Source organism: Petrotoga sp. Shatin.DS.tank11.9.2.9.3 (assembly GCF_003665005.1).
GTDB classification, from domain to species: Bacteria; Thermotogota; Thermotogae; order Petrotogales; family Petrotogaceae; genus Petrotoga; species Petrotoga mobilis.
Map to the genome: position 1 here is coordinate 47,081 of NZ_JGVT01000007.1, position 17,731 is coordinate 64,811.

The following is a 17,731-nucleotide window of genomic DNA, read 5'->3' on the forward strand; positions in this document are numbered from 1 at the left end:
AAAAATAGGAGCAAAGCATGATTCTACTTGTATCCTTAATACCCATATCTTTTGGCATACTGACCTATTTTTTTAAAAAGAAAACATCTCTATTGGTAACAATCTCATATATACTCACTTTCTTGCTTCTTACTATTTTGCAAGAAGGCTCATTTGTAGTAGGGAATTATTCCGCACTTAAAGGTATCGAATTCACCTTTAACTTTACTATTAAATTCTTACTAATTTTATTCAATCTTTTCTCTTTAATAACCTTTTTTAGAATCTACAAAAATTATGATCATATATTTTTCACACTTTGGCTTCTATTGACAGGAAGTATAAATGGTTTCTTTATGAGTAGAGATTTTTTCAACATATACGTTCATTTAGAGCTTGCTTCTATATTAACCTTTCTTTTATTATCATACGATAAGAATGAAATAAGAATATGGGCAGCTTTGAAGTACATGATGATGAGCTTAGTATCCTTAAATTTCTATTTGATAGGGGTAGGGATTCTTTATTCAAACTCAGGCACCTTGAACCTCAATTACAACCTTTCAAATGGGATTAATACATTTGCATTCAGTTTTATTCTTACAGGGTTGTTAACTAAAGGTGGACTATTTTTCCTTTCTGGTTGGTTACCCGATGCCCATACAGAGGCTGTAAAAGGAATCTCTCCTATATTGTCAGGTATGATCGTTAAACTTCCTTTATTTATAATTTTTTTACTCACACCCTCTTTGCCCATGGAACTTAAAAATTTTCTATACTATTTTGCAGGTATAACTGCTATTTGTGCCTCCATCTTTACACTGCTACAAAACGATATCAAAAAATTTATGGCTTATTCCACAATGACTCAGATGAGTTATGGGCTGATGGTTATTCTACTCCAACCTTCTCTTTTCCCATATTTTATAGTTTTTCACTTGTTCACCAAAGGATTCTTATTCATGATAGCCGAAGATATATACGAAAAAAACGGCACAAAAAATCTAAAAGAGCTACAAGGGTCACAAATATCCTTAGATACATTTTTTTTACTTTTGTTCTTGCTCATGAACCTGGGAGGATTGTTCCCCTTTAGCCTTTATATCCTCAAAGACAATTTATCTTTACCCTATTTTCTCGAGGTAAACATTTTCATCTTCGGGATGTACTTTTATAAATTATTAAACACTTTTAATGTAAATAAGAAAAAATTTGAATACAAATACTGGTATATGTTCATTTTCGTAATTTTAAATGTTGTATATATAACTTATTATTTCAAGATTACCCCTTTTGAACTACCTATCTTAAAAATTTTGACTGAATATTTACTGTTTGCTGCAGGTATTCTATCATTCTTATTTTTAAGAAAAAAGGTATCCTTGCCTTCAATAGACATATACAGTTTTGAAAACAGTTTTATATATCAAATATCATTTTTATTGTTTGCTTTGCTAATGGAAATGTAGACAAAAGTTTTCAAATATTTTGGAAATTTATGGTAAAATAATAAAGACAATATCAAAAAACAAATAGAAGGAGGTAATGTGCGTAGCATCGCACTATACGAATTATGAAAAAATTCTTATTTTCTTTTTTATTACTAATCTTCGTTTTTAGTATCACAATCTTTCCACAAGACGTTTTAAAATTAGTTCCTTCAGATTCCAAAGGGGTAGTCTTAATAAATGATTTAGAAGGCACATATACGGATTTAAAAACTGTGCCAACTATGAAAACTTTATTGTTAGAACCTTTTAACGCCGAACTAATGCTTTCTAACCTTGCTCAAATGTATTTTAATGCTTTAAAGATAGATTACGAAAGTTTTCTAAATAATCTCAGCGTTGATCTCTCGATTTTTGTTCAAGAACCTAAAGAAAATAATTATATTTTTGGCTTCTCCGTTGGTCCTTTAGAAAACCCCCAAACTTTTGCTACAGATTTAGATAAACTATTAGAACCTTTGAAAGATTACGGGATTTCGTTTACTCCTATCTATCAAAGTGTCGGAAATCAAAATTACCTTGTAATGGTTCAAAATAAAGATGTATATTCTTCTTCTGAAAAAGGAGTTACCGATTTTGAAGAAATCCTTCCAACAAAAAAAGGATTATATTACAGAATAAACACCTCTGACTATCAAGGAGACGGCTATTTTTACGTTAAAGATGGCTTCTTAATAGGTGGAGGCAATGGAACTGCAGAAACAGAATTCATCGATAAAAACTTTGTAAAAGGGGCTCAAGAATATCCCTTCCTGGGTAGTATATTTTTTACCTCTGGTTTAATCCCAAAAGATTTAACAAATTTTGCGGATTTCATAAATATAATAGTAGATTACAAAATTGTAGAAAATTTAATATCCCTTTCACAAGGAGTGGAAGCTAACGTTGATTTAACTACGAGTAACAATGCAATGCCGACAATTTCTAATGCGAGCTATTTAAAATTGAAAACTGACGCTAAAATAGACGAAATTATACCTATTTTGAATGAAAATAACATAAAATACAAAAAAACTAGTGAAAACATGATGGAATTTTATATAGAATCTGAAATTACAAGTCAAAATAATCAAACAGAAATTTTAACCAATACTTTTTATGTTTGGAAAGACGAATACTTGATGGTATCACAAATGAAATCCGAGGAGCTTCAAAAACTTCTTAATGATAAACCAAAGCTTTCAGAGAATGAATTGTTCCAAAAATTAAGTGAACGAATTGGAACAGGGGATATTACTTACGCCTTTGTAGATTTAACTCCTATTTTTCAGAATTATGTGCCAAATTTGAAAGGCCAGTATGGTTTATTACTAAATGTGAGTTCAATAGAAGAAAATAAATTAAAAATTGATTTTATTGTGCAATAAGAAATATCGATTAAAGTTAGGTAAGACTTCAATAAAAGATTAAAGGGCATGCTTACGCATGCCCTTTATTGGTGCCGAGGGCGGGAGTTGAACCCGCACGGGGTTCTCCACCCCAACGGATTTTGAGTCCGCCGCGTCTGCCAATTCCGCCACCTCGGCAATTCTAAATTATTATACTATATTTATAAACTCTTGTCAATAGAAATTGAACCTTTGTAGGATAGCAAATGATTTAATGGGAGGGAGTTTTATGAAAAAGATAGCTATCATAGGTTTCGGCGCAGCTTCTATAGGTTTCTTAAAAGGGCTACAAGAAGAGCAAAAGATTGATAACTACAAGATAGATATTTATGAAAAAGGTGAGAATTTAGAAGGTGCAGGATTCGGTGGTTTGAAATACGATGGAAAATTATTTATTTCAAAAGAAATGGGTGGAGATTTAGTTATCCCGTTGAATATTCAAAAGAAAGTAGTAGAATATTATCTCACAAAATCTGGATTAGCAAAGCTGGATGAGGATAAAAAATTAGAGCTTTCCAATAAATTAGAAAAAGGCGATTCTTTTGAAAACGAAGAGCTATATAAAAAGTTCTACGATGCGGATTTTGAACCCGTAAGATCTCACTTTTTTCATCTGGGTACAGAACTACTAATAGAAACCGTAAAAAACATTTTCGAAGAATTTTCAAAATTCAATAACATAAATTTTATATTTGGTGAGGAAGTTATCAAAGTTATTCCTGGCCCAGAGGTTGCCGTAGTAACAAGTAGTGGAAGTGAAAAAACCTATGACAAGGTTGTTGTTGCCGTTGGGAGAAGAGGTCATAAATTAGTATCGGATATGGTCAAAGATCATCCGGATTTAGTCTTATCAAATGACAAGGTTGATCTTGGTGTCAGATTTGAACTTCCTAATCATATAGTGGACGACTTAAACAAAGAGATGTACGAATTCAAAATTAGATTAAAAACTAAAACAGGGTATATTGTGAGAACTTTTTGCAACAATCCTGGTGGAGAGGTTACTTTGGAAAGTTACGACGACTTTTTAACGGTTAATGGTCATGCAAATACTACTAAAAAGACTGCCAACACTAATTTTGCAATCTTGGTTACTCATTCGTTCACTCAGCCTTTCAACGACCCTGTAGGTTACGGTTCTTATATCGCAAAGCTTTCCAATATCCTTGCTGGCGGAGACAAGGTTATACTTCAATGCTATGAAGATTTTAAAGCTTCAAAAAGGACAAAAAAATTAGGGCGAGTTGAACCTACGTTAGATCCCAAACACTTCATTTTGGGAGATTTGAATCTAGCTCTTCCCAGACGTACTATAGAATCAATAATCGATTTTTTGGAACGATTAGAAACAGTTGTAAAAGGCGTTACTTACCCAGATAATCTCTTATATGGAGCAGAAGTTAAATTTTATGCAAATAAGATAAACAACGATTTCTTTGGAAATGTAAAAATAATTGGAGACTGTAGTGGATGGACTCGGTCGATAACCTATGCTACAAGTCATGGATACCTAATCGCAAAGGAGTTTTAAACGGTTGTATTGACAAAATAATATTGATATGTTATAATGATTTTTGTAGACTTAATGAATGGGACGTAGCCAAGCGGCAAGGCGACGGACTTTGACTCCGTTATTCGTAGGTTCGAATCCTACCGTCCCAGCCAAAAAAAGGGAGGTTATACCTCCCTTTCTTCATTCCGATTATTGAATATTAGACTGAGTTGCAATTTGAGATGTGTCTGTAGAAGTATCAGAAGTATTGTTTGCTTCTTGTATTTCTCTTTGCAAACTTTCTATCATACTATCAATATTAGTATAATAGTTTGGATCGATCTCTTTTATTGTTTCCAAATAAGACAATTTAATTTCCTTTAGCCCTAACAAATCAGTTAAATCTAGTCCAACATCTAATGCTTCTAATTTAGTATCGGTTGCTGCTTGCGTAGAATCAACAACTGTTTGAACATTCACCAAAATCTCAGTGATTTGTTGTTGAAATAGAGTAAATAAATATTGAGATCCTAAATAATAGGAATATTGTTTCAACTGATCCAACTGTAACTTTGAATAGCTAACCTTTACTTTTGGATCTTGGGGGTTCAACTGATAATAAAGTTGAACTACTGAGTTAGAAGAAGGGTACTGTGCATATAGATCGGCTAAAACCTTTTTTAACTTTTCAGTGTAATCTTGTGATTTAGTTTGTAATTCTGATCTAACAACACTTGCATCTTCTGTAGTATTTACTCCAAAATTCTCAAGGGCTTCTTTGGAACTCAGATAACTTTGAGCATCCTGATATTTCGATATCTCGGCTAATAATGAGGTACTTTCGTCCGTATATGATTGAGCGTTCAATTCTTCGAGCCTAATATTTATGGCATCCAAACCCAGCGAAACAATATCTGGATCAACAAATTCAGATAAGCTAAGATATTGATTTATAGAAGTAGTTCTATCACTGTATAAACCCAATAATTGGGTTACAACCATCGTATATACAGCCAAATAATCAGAATCAACTTCCATTGAAATTTCAGTACCCTCGAACACAATACCTTCTAGTTCTTTCGCTAATTCTTCTAATCTTTCTACATCTGTACCCGCCTTCGTTAATTCGTACATATACATCAATTTTGCATCGTAATAATTCCTTCCAAAGTTCTCACTTTCTTTGTAATTAGACAACCAATTATCATACTTTTGACCTTGAACTGTACTTTCTACTTCAGCATATACATCATCGTACAAAAATATATCTTCAGGCTTTTCAAATATTTTCTTATCAAGCACTCTTATCAAATGGAAGCCTTCAGAAGTTTGTACAGGCCCAATAATTTCGCCAACTTGTCCATTAAAAACTGCATCTTCAAAACTTTGTTCATAATTCCCATGTTTTATCCATCCAATTTCTCCAGAATTAGTAGCATTAGAAGTATCCAATGAATACAAGGAAGCAGCATCTTCAAAAGTTATCTCACCTGTTGCAATCATTTCCTTGATGCTATTGGCGGTTGCTTCATCTGAAAGTAGTATATGCTGTACTCTAACTTCTTCATAATCATTCTTTATACTTTCAAAGTTTTGTTCGATATAAGCTAGAGCATCTTCCCTAGAAACTGAAGCGACTCCGTCTTTAACCGCATTATTTATTAAATCTGTTTCCACTGTTTGTTGTAAACCCGAAATTAATATGTTTCGTATATTTTGTTCACTACCGTAGTACTGAAGCATATTATTCCAATTTGTTTCATCTGATTTGTATTGAGTTATATATTGATCAACTTGTGTATTTATCTGATTATTCACTTCCTCATTGGAGGGTAAAAGATCGCTTTGTTCCGCGTAATATCGTACAATTTTTTCGTCAAAGAGTAGATCTACCACCTGATTATCAAGTGATAAATAATCAAAAACAGGATCCAACTGTTGACCGTAATACTGTTGATAGATCTGTGCTTGCTGCTGAGTTATGTTATCTACTTCACTCTTCATTATCCAATATGGGTAATCCAAATCTTCGCCGTCTTTAGTGATCACCAAAACAGAGTCTTCTTTTCTCAGTGTATTTCCACTTTGTGAATTAATCACAGGGTTTCGAGATGAAACATAAGTTGCCACGGACCACCAAACTATACCTGCCAAAAATCCTGCTATAACTATTATAGTGATCAGCCTTTCATGCTTTTTAAACCAATTATTCATGCAGTAATGCCTCCTAAACTCTTGAAATTTTACTATCTTTCGAAACGAACTGACTTTGATTTTAATTTTACCACATTTTTTTGAATTTCCCCAATGTTTTATCTTTTATTATTGAAAAAAGGGGATAAATTAATATCCCCTTTAAAATTTCTATATTTTTGTTCTAAGAGGTTTATCTTTAGTCATTTCTTCTAAAGCCAACAACCTATCCCATTTAGCATCTACATAATTTTGTAGTTCTTCCAGTATTTCGTTTGCATCTGGTCTTTTCATAAGTTTACTGTATCTTCCCAATTTAGTTATGTAATCTTTTACTGGTTTGAATGTTTTTGGCTTCTTAGTAACCCTATAAACACCCATATTGTATTCCCATAATGGCCAATACTTTGTTTCGACAGCTAATTTAGTTACTTCTGGACCTGAATCGTCAGGAATTCTCCAAAATCTTACACATGGTGCCAGCATAGCAATGAAAGAAGGTCCTTTGAACTCTAATGCTGTTTGCATCTTTCTCATAAAATCCCAAGGTTCAGCCGTTACTGCGGTTGCGGCATAAACACCTTCATGACCGGCTACTATATCAACTATACTCTTTTTCAATTGTAACTTCCCTGATATAGATTTACCTACTGGAGCAGTGGTTGAATCGGCACCCACAGGAGTGGACCCAGATCTTTGGTTACCTGTGTTCATGTAACCTTCGTTATCATACAAAATGTAAACAAAATCGTGTCCTCTTTCTATAGCTCCAGATAAAGATTGTAAACCTATATCGTAAGTGCCGCCATCACCAGCAAATGCGATAAATTTTATCTTATCGTTGTTAATTTTCCCTCTGTTTAATAGAGATCTGTAAGCGGCTTCTGCCCCAGAGATTGTTGCAGCAACATTTTCAAAGGCATTGTGTATATAAGGTACATTCCAAGAAGTAAATGGGTATATTGTGGAAGAAACTTCCAAACAACCTGTGGCAGCTGCCACTACAGGTTCATAACCCAAACTTTTTGCGGCCAAAGTAGCCCAATTTGCAACCATCGGAGCATTACACCCTGGGCATAATCTATGTCCTTGTGTAAAAGACCAATCATGTGTTTCAACGTATCCTACTATATCTCTAATATTAGGCACAATTATTCACCTCCGGTTATTCTCTTAATCCCAAGTATCTTTGTTCATCAGCTATTAGATTACCCTGAAGGGCATCTTCAAATGCTTCTCTTATCATTTCAGGGGTTGTGTCTCTTCCTCCTAAACCATAAATATAAGAACCTAAAGAAGGTCGAGAAGCAACTTCGTACAAAGAAGATTTTACTAAAGAATATAGGGGAGCTTCTTTCCCAAAAGACATTGCTCTGTCTAAAACAACTACTCCCTTTCTTCCATTTAAAGCTTGCTGAAACTCCTTCTTAGGGAAAGGAGTAAAGACTTGAGGCTTCACCAATCCAACCTTATGTCCTTCTTCTCTAAGCTGGTCTACAACATACTTTGCTGTAGATGCAGTAGAATTCATTACAACCATTATATAATCAGCATCATCCACTTTGTACAAATCCAGAAAATCGTATCTTCTTCCAGATATCTTTTCAAATTCCTCAAATACTCTGGGAAGCTCTTTGTAAGCATTTGTCATAGCTTCTTCTTGTTGACGATGATGTTCGAAGTAATAATCAAAAAGGTCCAATGGACCAAAGGTAACAGGATTTTTTGTGTTTAAAAGAGAGTATTTGGGGTTCCAACTTCCAACAAACTCCCTTACCACTTCATCATCTAACATCTCGAAGCTTTCCACTCCATGAGAGGTAATGAAACCATCTAAATTCACCATAACGGGCAACAATACATTCTCTTTTTCCGCCAATTTAGTTGCCATTATTGTAAAATCATAGGCTTCTTGATGGTTTTCAGTGAAGAATTGAATCCATCCAGAATCTCTTGCCATCATTGCATCGGAATGATCACAGTGAATATTAATGGGCCCTGATAATGCCCTATTGACTACAGGCATTATTATAGGGAGCCTGTAAGAAGCAGCTATATAAACTATTTCTAGCATCAATGCCAACCCATTTGCAGCAGTGGCTGTCATAGTTCTAGCCCCAGAGGCCGCCGAACCTATTACCGCACTCATCGCGGAGTGTTCTGACTCCACAGGAACCAATATGGTATCTACAATACCATCGGATACAAATCCTGCATAATATTCAACAATTGGTGTTTGTGGTGTTATTGGGTAAGCTGCTACTACATCTGGATTGATTTGTCTCATAGCATGTGCAACAGCAGCAGCTCCAGTAACCGTTAGTTTTACGGGCATATATTTTAACCTCCTTCACATTTTCTCTAAATAAATTCTGATTCAGGTTTCATTTCTATGGCGTTAACTGGGCAGACAGCTGCACAAACACCGCAGCCCTTACAATAATCTAGATTCACTTCTCCCAATTTCATTTTTTTACCGTCAAGCCCACCACTTATAGCCATATCTGGACAATAAAGCCAACATTGCATACAGTTAGTACACTTTTCTCTATCTATTATTGGTCTTTGAATCCTCCATTCACCGGTTTTGTATTCCCTTGCGGTGGCAGGTTTATCAATTACGCCACCAATGGGGATTTCTTTCCATCCTTTCAACTCACTCACTGAGTTTCACCTCCTGGTAACCTCTCTCAAGTGCTCTAATATTAGCTCTCACTACTTCATCGGAGAACTTTTTGGAGAAAGCAGCCTTGATTTTTTCTTTAACGGCATCTAAAGGTACTACATCAGTGGCTCTTATCAAAGCTCCTATCATAACTGTATTAGGTATACCTCTTTTTATTTCTTCCAATGCTATCTCCGTAGCAGGTATTACACCAATTCTTCCTTTATACCCTGATAATTTTCTTACTTCTTCAATGCTTCTAGATGTGTTGACCAACAACAATTTATCCTCAGCTAATCCAGATGTTACTTCCGAATTTTTTAAAAGTGTGTCGTCTATGACAACCACCACATCAGGGGTCTCTATGTTACTTTTAAGTCTTATAGGGACATCAGCAACCCTGTTAAAAGCTTTCATCGGAGCACCGGATCTTTCCGCTCCATATTCTGGAAATGAACTGGAATACTTTCCAGCTTCTTCTGCAGCTTCCGTTAAAAATTGAGAAGCACTTTTTGCTCCTTGCCCTGCTCTTGCATGCCATCTTATCTCAAAATATTTTTCTGGCAACGTTTTTATCCTCCCTTCATGTAATAATTTTCAATAAATTAGTTTGTTCTATAATCACTCGAAAATATTGTGTAATCAATATTTCTAAAGATATCATCTATCCATTCATAAAATGAGAGCCTTTCTTCATTAACTTGTTGCTTTTCTAACATTTTGTCAAGATCCAAAAATCTGTTAATATGACATTTAACTCGATTCTTTGCATATTCTATAGTGGTTCCTGTGGTTATTATAAAAGGCCAATCACTCGCTTGTGCAAGGAGAACCTCTCTCATCATCTGATTTAAAGCCCTTTTTTGTAAATTTGAAGGGTTCTTAAAAGTATTGGCTTTTTCTATCATTCTTTCAGTTATTTCGTGAATATGCTTATAAATCCAATCATTTTTCCCATTAAGCCAAACATCATGGTATCCACCGGCACCCCAAGAGGATTCTGCGGGATAAGTGATTTGAACTTTTTTAACTGTTTCTAAAATCTCAGTAGGTACAGAAAAATCTAAATATTCGTTTTCAGATGATTGCCTAAAAAGCTCTTCCAAAAATTTCGGACCTTCATACCACCAATGACCAAATAGTTCAGCATCAAAGGGAGCTACAATTATTGGTTCTTCTTCGTCTAAACATGCTAATAATTTCCTGATTTGCGAAGTTTTTTTATCTAAAAAATCTCTGGCATGCTCTTTTACGATGTTACTGGCTTCTCTAACATCATATATTTCTTTTTTATCCAAGGATAATGATTTATCGGTGATACGATAATACTTTATTCCCGTATTACACCTTGTTCCGCTTGGATCTATGTATGGCTTAATGTAGTCATCTTCTCTGTCGTAACCTATATCTCTGTAAAATTCACGATATCTTGAATCGCCTGGATAACCAACTTCAGAACTCCATATCTGCTCGCTTGATTCAGGATCTCTGGCAAACACAAAAACTTTATTCGGGGTGATTATGGGTCTATACAAACCATACCTTGGCTGACTGTCTGCATAAGTAAAACCATGTGTACCCACAAAAAAGTATCGTATACCTTCGTCTGATAAATATTTGTCAAGGCCTTTAAAATAAGCACATTCCGCCAACCATATACCCATAGGATGCTCACCAAAGTATTTTTTGAAGGTTAACACGGCTGATTTTATTTGAGCTCTAATAGCCTCTGGATAATCCCGATAAAAAGGTAGATACCCATGAGTGCCATTAGATGTTATCACTTCAATGTAACCTTTATCTTTAAATTCCTTGAAAGCTTTTAATATATTTTGATTATATTCTTCACAAAAAATATCTAAATCTTCTATCAATTCTCGCCTATAATGTTGGGCGAGTTGGTGTATCCTAGGGTCTTCATCTTTTGTCCTAATTATCTCTTTTTCGGTTAATTCTATCAAATTTAATAAATACTTGTGATATTTTTCTCTTAAATCCTTTAAATTAAACATCTCCATCAAAGTTGGAGAAAGGCTTATTGTAAGCTTAAATGGAATTTTATCTTTTTCTAAAGATTTAAAAATTTTTATTAAAGGAATATATGTCTCAGTTAACGTCTCAAAAAGCCATCTTTCTTCCATAAAGTTTTCAAAGTCCGGATGGTGAACATACGGCAGATGAGCATGCAATATGAGCAAAATTTTTCCTTTTTTACTCTTAATAATTTCAATCACTTCCAAAATCGGTATCGTTTAATTTTCTTTTGTTTGTAAACATTGTTTCGCTACTCACCGAGTATTTTTCAACCTTCCAAAACGCAGGTTCTTCTTTTCTATCTTCTTTGATGATTTTTCCATCTTCTATCAAAAACCATTCTTCTTTATCTGAACTTTTAATGGATGAAGAGGGTGTTGTAATTTCATTAGATTCTATCAAAGGAGTAAACTTTCCCTTTTTATCTTCTACTCCAAGGAAAGCAATATAGGTGGAATTGTCTTTTGGGAGGTGGAAATAAGCATTGCCGTTTTGGTCTAATTTTAAATCTGTTTCAATAACTTTTTTTTCTACTTCTTGATCCTCTTTTGATTTTTTTATGACCCTGATTGTAATATTAGAGTTTTTTGATAATTTTTTTAGTTTTTTTCTGCTTTTTTCAGAAATGTTCCAGTAAACATATACCCAGCTGGGATTGACTGGCATTATTTTTAGTTTTTCCCTTTCGTACTTTTGAGGAAGCTCTTTTGATTCATTTGATTTTGGAAGTTTTTGTGGATTCTTTGGTAATTTTGTATAATCTGAAATCTCTTCAACTTTGTTATCTGAAGATTCCTCTAACCTTTTAATCTCTTTTCTAACCACTTTTAAAATCTCTTTTTTATTCATATTTCGTTTTAGTTTAACTCCTAAATTTTTTGCAATATTTCTCAATTCCTGTATTGTAGGTTCATCTGCCCTAAATGTATCTAACAATTTTTTATCCAATTTCTTTACTTTCATAAAACACCTCCCATCCTAATTGCTGCAACGTTTAAGAACGTCCCATTCCCCTTGATATAATTTTATCATAAAAAAATTGAATAGTAGAGATTTGATTTTTAGAAGAATTAAAAAGAAATTAAATATTGACAAAATAGATTCCTTGTGATATTATATATTTTGAAAAGTAAGGCAGCGGAGCGTAGCGCAGTTGGGAGCGCGCCGGTCTTGGGCACCGGAGGTCGCTGGTTCAAGCCCAGTCGCTCCGACCATTAATGTATTAATGCGGCCGTAGCTCAATTGGTAGAGTATTGGCCTTCCAAGCCAAGGGTTGCGGGTTCGACTCCCGTCGGCCGCTCCAGCGCCTGTAGCTCAACGGATAGAGCATTGGATTTCTAATCCAAGGGTTGAGGGTTCGATTCCCCCCAGGCGCACCAAATTTTTGGTGGCTGTAGTTCAGTGGAAGAACGCCTGACTGTGACTCAGGATGTCGTGGGTTCAAATCCCACCAGCCACCCCAGCCATAAGAATCCTATTCAGGATTCTTTTTTATTTTCTCCATTGTACACATAAACCTCGGTCCCTAAAGATGCCAAAAAGTCTATAACTTCCACATCAAAGTTGAACATCCTTATACATCCATGAGATATCCTTTTACCTATTTCCCATGGCTTTGTTGTGCCATGAATCCCATATTGAGGATTTGAAAGTTGTAACCATCTTGTTCCCATTCCATTCATTAAAGATCCAGGAGGTATATATTCATCGTACCAATACAACGCAGGATCTTTCTCTTTGTATGAAATTCGATAGTAACCCGGTGGTGTGTAATCACTCATACCAACCGCAACTATATAAGTTTTTAACAACTGATCATGAAAATATAAGTACATCTTATTTTGTGAAAGGTTTATTTCTAAGCGTAAAGGACTTTCTTCGTATTTTACTTTTCCTATTTTTAAAGCTTGCCCTGGATATATCAAAGAAGGATCTTTTAGATCGTTCATATTAACTAAATCTCCAGGAAGAACTTTGTATTTTTCAGCGATTTTGTATAAACTCTCACCTTTTTGTACGATATGGTAACCATATACTTCATATCTTTGCTTTGGTTTTAAAACGTTCTCAGTGGCAACAACATTCGCCACTTTCAAAAAGGTAACTTTTCGCTCAAAATGTATTCCATATCTATTTCTAAAAGTAAAAACAGAATCATGAAACCCCTCTTCAAAGTTACCCAGCAACCTTAAGAACTCATTCGGATCTTCAAAAACGGTATTTTCTACCTGTACTTTCACTAATTCCAAATTTTCTTCTGGATAATAATCCAAATAATATTGATACCCATTTTCCACAACAGAGGTAGTTATTTCAACTTCTATATTTGGAGCAAATAAGGCTTTTTCCAAAAAATTTGCAAAAAACTGTGACACATAACGCCCTTCTTTATCTGTAGAAGTTACTAAGAATGAATAATAATTGCCTTTAAAAGCATTTAAATTAACATAAAAGAAGAATTCACGGTCTTCTTTTTCATACAAAGTTAATTTCTTTCTATCTCCCCCATCATATATGTATACATTTGGTTTTTGCGTGATATTTATATAACTTTCTAAATTAATTTTCACAGTATTTTGAGTTTGATCATATTCAGCAGGATACAAATGAAAATAATCTTCAGAAAAAAGTACTGAAAATAAAGTCACAAATATTATTAGCGATAATCCTTTTGTGATTTTTCTCAAGTCGAAGCTCCTCCTTACTAGTAAAAATGGTCACCTCGTTTTCCTCTTTTTCAAACCCTATATCTTTTCTTGAAACGTCGTTCAAAATTATCATGTCCATCTTTTTTTCTTTTAATTTCTTTATGGCATTCTCTTTTAAGTTCTCTGTTTCTGCAGCAAATCCAACAAGTATTTGACCAACTCTTTTTTTCCTTCCTAATTCTTTTATTATATCAGGGTTTTTCTCAATCTCTAGATTAACTATTGTATCTTTTTTTAACTTTTGTTCAGAATAATTTTTTATTCTTAAATCACTTACTGCAGCTGTCATAACTATTATATCATTATCTTCAAAATCCTCTAATACCTTTTCTCTTAATTCTTCCGCACTTTCTATTCTTATGATTTTTTTTACAATAGATGGTGGTCTCAAGTTTGTGGGCCCCGATATTAACGTAACCTCAGCTCCTCTGTTTGCAAATTCTCTTGCCAATTCGTAACCCATTCTTCCGCTGGACCTGTTTGACAAAAACCTTACAGGATCAATATTTTCGACCGTGGGACCGGCTGTTACTAAAACTTTCTTATTCATGAAATCCTTTTTGGAAAGTAGGTATTCACTGTATTCTAATATTTCACTATTATCCGGATACCTTCCTTTACCAAATTCTCCGTCTGCTAAGTGACCTTCTTCTGGTTCTATTATAGACCAACCATTTTGTTTCAATATTTCTAAATTCTTTTTATTAACGGGATTTTCATACATCCTAACGTTCATTGCAGGGACAATTAGTTTAGGAGCTTTCGAATAAGCTAAAGCGGTACAAGAAAGTAGATCATCGGCAATTCCATGTGATATTTTGGCTATTATATTTGCGGTCGCAGGGGCGACGATAAACAGTTCTGCCCATCTAGAAAGCTCTGTATGGGGTATCCAACCGCTTTTAACATCGAAAGTTTCATAGTAAACCTCACAGTTACCTACTGCAGAAAAAATCTGGTCGGATATCCACCTTTGGGCATTTTTTGTCATGATAACTTTTGGATTACATTCAATCTGTCTCATCTTAGAAATTAGATCTACCGCTTTATAGATGGCGATTCCACTTGTTACACCGAGTAAAATATTTTTTCCTTTTAAGTAAGGATACACAGAGAATTCACCTTCTTGGATTAATATCCAAAGTATTTGAGAATTCCAAAGCTCTTTTTAACCTTTTAATGCTCTCATTTTTTCCTAAAATAATTATAGATTCGTACAAACCAGGAGTTACTAATCTTCCTAAAAGAGAGCCTCTTATTGTCTGAAAAACATTTTTTCTACTAGTTATATTTAGATCCGCTATTTCTTTTAAAGTATTTTCTACATTTGCAAGGTTGTACTCATCAATTTCTGAGAGTTTTCTTATCGTTGCCTCGATGACTTGCTTAAACCAAGGTTTTTTCATGTATTTTTCGATAAATTCCTCTTCGTATTCGAATTCTTCAACAAAGAAATTTTTGGAAAATTCATAAAGTTGTTTTAATGTTTGAACTTTAGCTCTGGAAGCTTCTATAATTTTTTTCACAAAAGAATCTTCATTGTCTATCTTGACGGTTGTATATTTAGCCCATTCAGTAAAACTTTTGTGTACTTCTTCAATTGGATCGTTTCTCAAATGTACTTCATTTGTCCATAGAAGTTTGGTGTAATCAAAAATGGAAGGATTTCTTGAAACTTTTTTCAGATCAAATTCCTGATATTTTTCCGTATAATCAAATATCTGTTCGTTGGCATTCCAACCTAACAAACTCAAGTAATTCAATATAGCTTTAGGAAGATACCCTTCTTCTCTAAAATAAGTTATAGAAACCTCTCCGTGCCTTTTAGACAAAGGAGACTTGTCTTCACCCAAAATCAAAGGCAAATGGGCAAATTTTGGAAGTTCAAAAGATAAAGCATTATATATTAAAATTTGTTTGGGTGTATTAGAGATGTGGTCTTCTCCCCTTATAACATGACTTATTTTCATCAGATAATCATCTATCACAACTGTGAAATTGTAAACAGGAATTCCGTTTGATCTTAGAATAACAAAATCATTTATATTGGATGTATCAAATTGTATGGTTCCTCTAACATCGTCCAAAAAAGATATTTTTTGATCATTATTAACCTTAAACTTTACAACCACAGAATAATCATTGTTTTTTTTATATTTGTCTAGAAGATTATTACCTTCAAAAATTATTTCATCGTTTTTAGTAACTGAAAAATAAGCCTTTTCTTCATTTAAAAGTTGATCTATATAATGTTTGTATATGTCTAGTCTTTCACTTTGTCTGTATGGCCCATATTCACCAGGTTTATCTACACCTTCATCGTAATCTAAGCCTACCCATTTCATTTCTTCTAAAATGGCATCCTCGTACTCTTTTTTGGAACGTTCCATATCGGTATCTTCAATTCTTAGAATAAACTTCCCATTATTTTTCTTGGCAAAGTACCAATTAAACAAGGCTGTTCTTAAACCCCCAACGTGTAGATGACCCGTGGGACTTGGAGCAAATCTTACTCTTATCATTAGTTGTTCACCTCTTCAATACCTTTCAAAATTCTTTCAAGTTCATCAATAGAAGATACTTGTTTTACCTCTACTAATTTTCTATTATCAAGAAACTTACCTTCTATCAAAACTTCAGTTATCCTATCTGTCCATCCGCCTGAATTTTTCATTAACAATATCGGTTTTTTGTACGAATAAGCCCCCAAAATTTCTATAGCCGTGCCGATTTCCCCTCCTATACTTACGACCACATCGACATTTTTTAACAAAACAAAAGAACGCATATTAAGATCAAGCCCTGTTTTTATAGGAAAGTCCAAATAACCGTTCCCTTCTTGTTCCCACGGTAAAAAACCAATAACATGCCCACCATTATTTTTTACGGCCTTTGAAACTAGTTGCATTATTCCATCACGTCCGCCGTTCACTAGAATCCAATTATTCTCTGCTATAATTCTACCGACATCATAACAAAGTGAAGCTAACGATTTAATTGGATCTTTAAAGATATTTCCAGAATACCCGATAACCCCTACATTCAAACCGATCACCAACCCAAATAACTTTCTTTGACCTTTGCGTTATTCAAAACATCTTTTGGAACACCACTAGCTATAACTTCACCTTTGTGTAAAACATAAAGTTCATCAACTACCTGAGCAATTTCATCGACACTGTGATCCGTAACAATTATTGAAATCCCACTTTTTGCAAGTTTTCTAATTATTTGTTGTATATCCTTAACTGTTATGGGATCTATACCAACAAAAGGCTCGTCCAAAAGGATTACTTTTGGATTCGTTATCAACGTTCTAGCAAACTCTAATTTTCTTTTTTCTCCACCGGATAAAGAATAAGACTTTTGGTGAATTAAAGTATCTAATCCAAAATCTTCCATTATACTCTTAATTTTTTGATTCGCATCTTCAATTTTAAGAAGATCGGCGATCATTTCAAGATTATCTCTTACAGATAAGTTCCTAAAAACAGACGGTTCTTGAGGTAGATAAGCCAATCCATTCAACGCTCTTTTGTGTATAGGAAGATGGGTTATATTTCTACCATCGAGGAAAACATCCCCAGAATTGGGAACAACTAACCCTAAAATTATCTTAAAAAGAGTTGTTTTCCCTGCACCATTTGGCCCAAGTAATCCTGTAATTAAACCGGCTTTTGATTGAAATTGAACATTATTCAATACCATCTTTTTTCCATATGTTTTGCTAATGTTTCTACAATCAATAATAACCCTTTCCATAT

General features: G+C 34.1%; 15 protein-coding genes and 6 tRNA genes. 8 read left to right on the top strand and 13 right to left on the bottom strand.

The features are described 5' to 3' along the window. Window positions 1–17 precede the first annotated feature (17 nt). Window positions 18–1,448, top strand: coding sequence for a complex I subunit 5 family protein (locus BZ25_RS08340; protein ID WP_121514690.1), 1,431 nt, complete (start codon window positions 18–20; stop codon window positions 1,446–1,448). A 104-nt stretch (window positions 1,449–1,552) separates the two neighbouring features. Beyond that, entirely contained in the window at window positions 1,553–2,854 is a 1,302-nt protein-coding gene (locus BZ25_RS08345; RefSeq protein ID WP_121514691.1) for a hypothetical protein, read from the top strand. A gap of 69 nt (window positions 2,855–2,923) precedes the next feature. Here BZ25_RS08345 and BZ25_RS08350 read toward each other — a convergent pair. Beyond that, window positions 2,924–3,013, bottom strand: a tRNA-Leu gene (locus BZ25_RS08350). Window positions 3,014–3,104: 91 nt separating this feature from the next. Between BZ25_RS08350 and BZ25_RS08355 the strand changes: the two genes are divergently transcribed. Then, on the top strand, window positions 3,105–4,406 hold the full coding sequence (locus tag BZ25_RS08355; RefSeq protein ID WP_103065094.1) for an NAD(P)/FAD-dependent oxidoreductase: 1,302 nt from the start codon (window positions 3,105–3,107) through the stop codon (window positions 4,404–4,406). 59 nt (window positions 4,407–4,465) lie between these two features. Continuing rightward, a tRNA-Gln gene (locus tag BZ25_RS08360) sits at window positions 4,466–4,540 on the top strand. Between the two features lie 37 nt (window positions 4,541–4,577). Here the strand turns inward: BZ25_RS08360 and BZ25_RS08365 are convergent. The 7 genes from BZ25_RS08365 to BZ25_RS08395 all read right to left on the bottom strand — a co-directional run bounded on the left by BZ25_RS08365 (window position 4,578) and on the right by BZ25_RS08395 (window position 12,222). After that, window positions 4,578–6,581 (bottom strand): peptidylprolyl isomerase, encoded by a 2,004-nt coding sequence (locus tag BZ25_RS08365; RefSeq protein WP_121514692.1) that lies wholly within the window; start codon window positions 6,579–6,581, stop codon window positions 4,578–4,580. A gap of 150 nt (window positions 6,582–6,731) precedes the next feature. Then, window positions 6,732–7,712, bottom strand: coding sequence for a thiamine pyrophosphate-dependent enzyme (locus BZ25_RS08370; protein WP_049755229.1), 981 nt, complete (start codon window positions 7,710–7,712; stop codon window positions 6,732–6,734). Window positions 7,713–7,725: 13 nt separating this feature from the next. After that, the gene (gene porA, locus BZ25_RS08375) at window positions 7,726–8,895 is read right to left on the bottom strand and encodes a pyruvate ferredoxin oxidoreductase (RefSeq protein ID WP_121514693.1); all 1,170 of its coding nucleotides are present in this window, start codon (window positions 8,893–8,895) and stop codon (window positions 7,726–7,728) included. A gap of 26 nt (window positions 8,896–8,921) precedes the next feature. After that, window positions 8,922–9,224 carry a 4Fe-4S binding protein gene (locus BZ25_RS08380; RefSeq protein ID WP_012208424.1) on the bottom strand — a complete coding sequence of 101 codons (303 nt, stop codon included), beginning with the start codon at window positions 9,222–9,224 and terminating at the stop codon, window positions 8,922–8,924. After that, the gene (locus BZ25_RS08385; protein WP_012208425.1) at window positions 9,217–9,792 is read right to left on the bottom strand and encodes a 2-oxoacid:acceptor oxidoreductase family protein; all 576 of its coding nucleotides are present in this window, start codon (window positions 9,790–9,792) and stop codon (window positions 9,217–9,219) included. Before BZ25_RS08385 ends, BZ25_RS08380 begins: the two co-directional genes overlap by 8 nt. Window positions 9,793–9,830: 38 nt before the next feature. Continuing rightward, window positions 9,831–11,423 carry a glycoside hydrolase family 57 protein gene (locus BZ25_RS08390; protein WP_233546318.1) on the bottom strand — a complete coding sequence of 531 codons (1,593 nt, stop codon included), beginning with the start codon at window positions 11,421–11,423 and terminating at the stop codon, window positions 9,831–9,833. 28 nt (window positions 11,424–11,451) lie between these two features. Then, the gene (locus BZ25_RS08395) at window positions 11,452–12,222 is read right to left on the bottom strand and encodes a DUF4912 domain-containing protein (protein WP_121514694.1); all 771 of its coding nucleotides are present in this window, start codon (window positions 12,220–12,222) and stop codon (window positions 11,452–11,454) included. A 175-nt stretch (window positions 12,223–12,397) separates the two neighbouring features. Between BZ25_RS08395 and BZ25_RS08400 the strand changes: the two genes are divergently transcribed. The 4 genes from BZ25_RS08400 (at window position 12,398) to BZ25_RS08415 (ending at window position 12,721) form a co-directional block, all read left to right on the top strand. Then, window positions 12,398–12,473, top strand: a tRNA-Pro gene (locus tag BZ25_RS08400). A gap of 13 nt (window positions 12,474–12,486) precedes the next feature. Further along, window positions 12,487–12,562: transfer RNA gene (locus BZ25_RS08405), tRNA-Gly, on the top strand. Next, window positions 12,563–12,638 (top strand) — tRNA-Arg (locus BZ25_RS08410). It abuts the tRNA gene before it with no gap. Between the two features lie 8 nt (window positions 12,639–12,646). Next, window positions 12,647–12,721, top strand: a tRNA-His gene (locus BZ25_RS08415). A gap of 16 nt (window positions 12,722–12,737) precedes the next feature. Here the strand turns inward: BZ25_RS08415 and BZ25_RS08420 are convergent. Genes BZ25_RS08420 through lptB form a run of 5 tightly spaced genes read right to left on the bottom strand, consistent with a single transcriptional unit; the run spans window position 12,738 to window position 17,729 of the window. Further along, entirely contained in the window at window positions 12,738–13,946 is a 1,209-nt protein-coding gene (locus BZ25_RS08420) for a L,D-transpeptidase family protein (protein WP_049755234.1), read from the bottom strand. Then, window positions 13,879–15,078, bottom strand: coding sequence for a bifunctional phosphopantothenoylcysteine decarboxylase/phosphopantothenate--cysteine ligase CoaBC (gene coaBC, locus BZ25_RS08425; protein WP_012208429.1), 1,200 nt, complete (start codon window positions 15,076–15,078; stop codon window positions 13,879–13,881). Before coaBC ends, BZ25_RS08420 begins: the two co-directional genes overlap by 68 nt. 7 nt (window positions 15,079–15,085) lie before the next feature. Then, entirely contained in the window at window positions 15,086–16,489 is a 1,404-nt protein-coding gene (gene gltX, locus BZ25_RS08430; protein WP_012208430.1) for a glutamate--tRNA ligase, read from the bottom strand. Continuing rightward, window positions 16,489–17,013, bottom strand: coding sequence for a TIGR00725 family protein (locus BZ25_RS08435; RefSeq protein ID WP_012208431.1), 525 nt, complete (start codon window positions 17,011–17,013; stop codon window positions 16,489–16,491). The genes gltX and BZ25_RS08435 overlap by 1 nt, the downstream gene beginning before the upstream one ends. A gap of 5 nt (window positions 17,014–17,018) precedes the next feature. Beyond that, window positions 17,019–17,729 carry an LPS export ABC transporter ATP-binding protein gene (lptB, locus tag BZ25_RS08440; protein ID WP_103065083.1) on the bottom strand — a complete coding sequence of 237 codons (711 nt, stop codon included), beginning with the start codon at window positions 17,727–17,729 and terminating at the stop codon, window positions 17,019–17,021. Window positions 17,730–17,731: the final 2 nt, after the last annotated feature.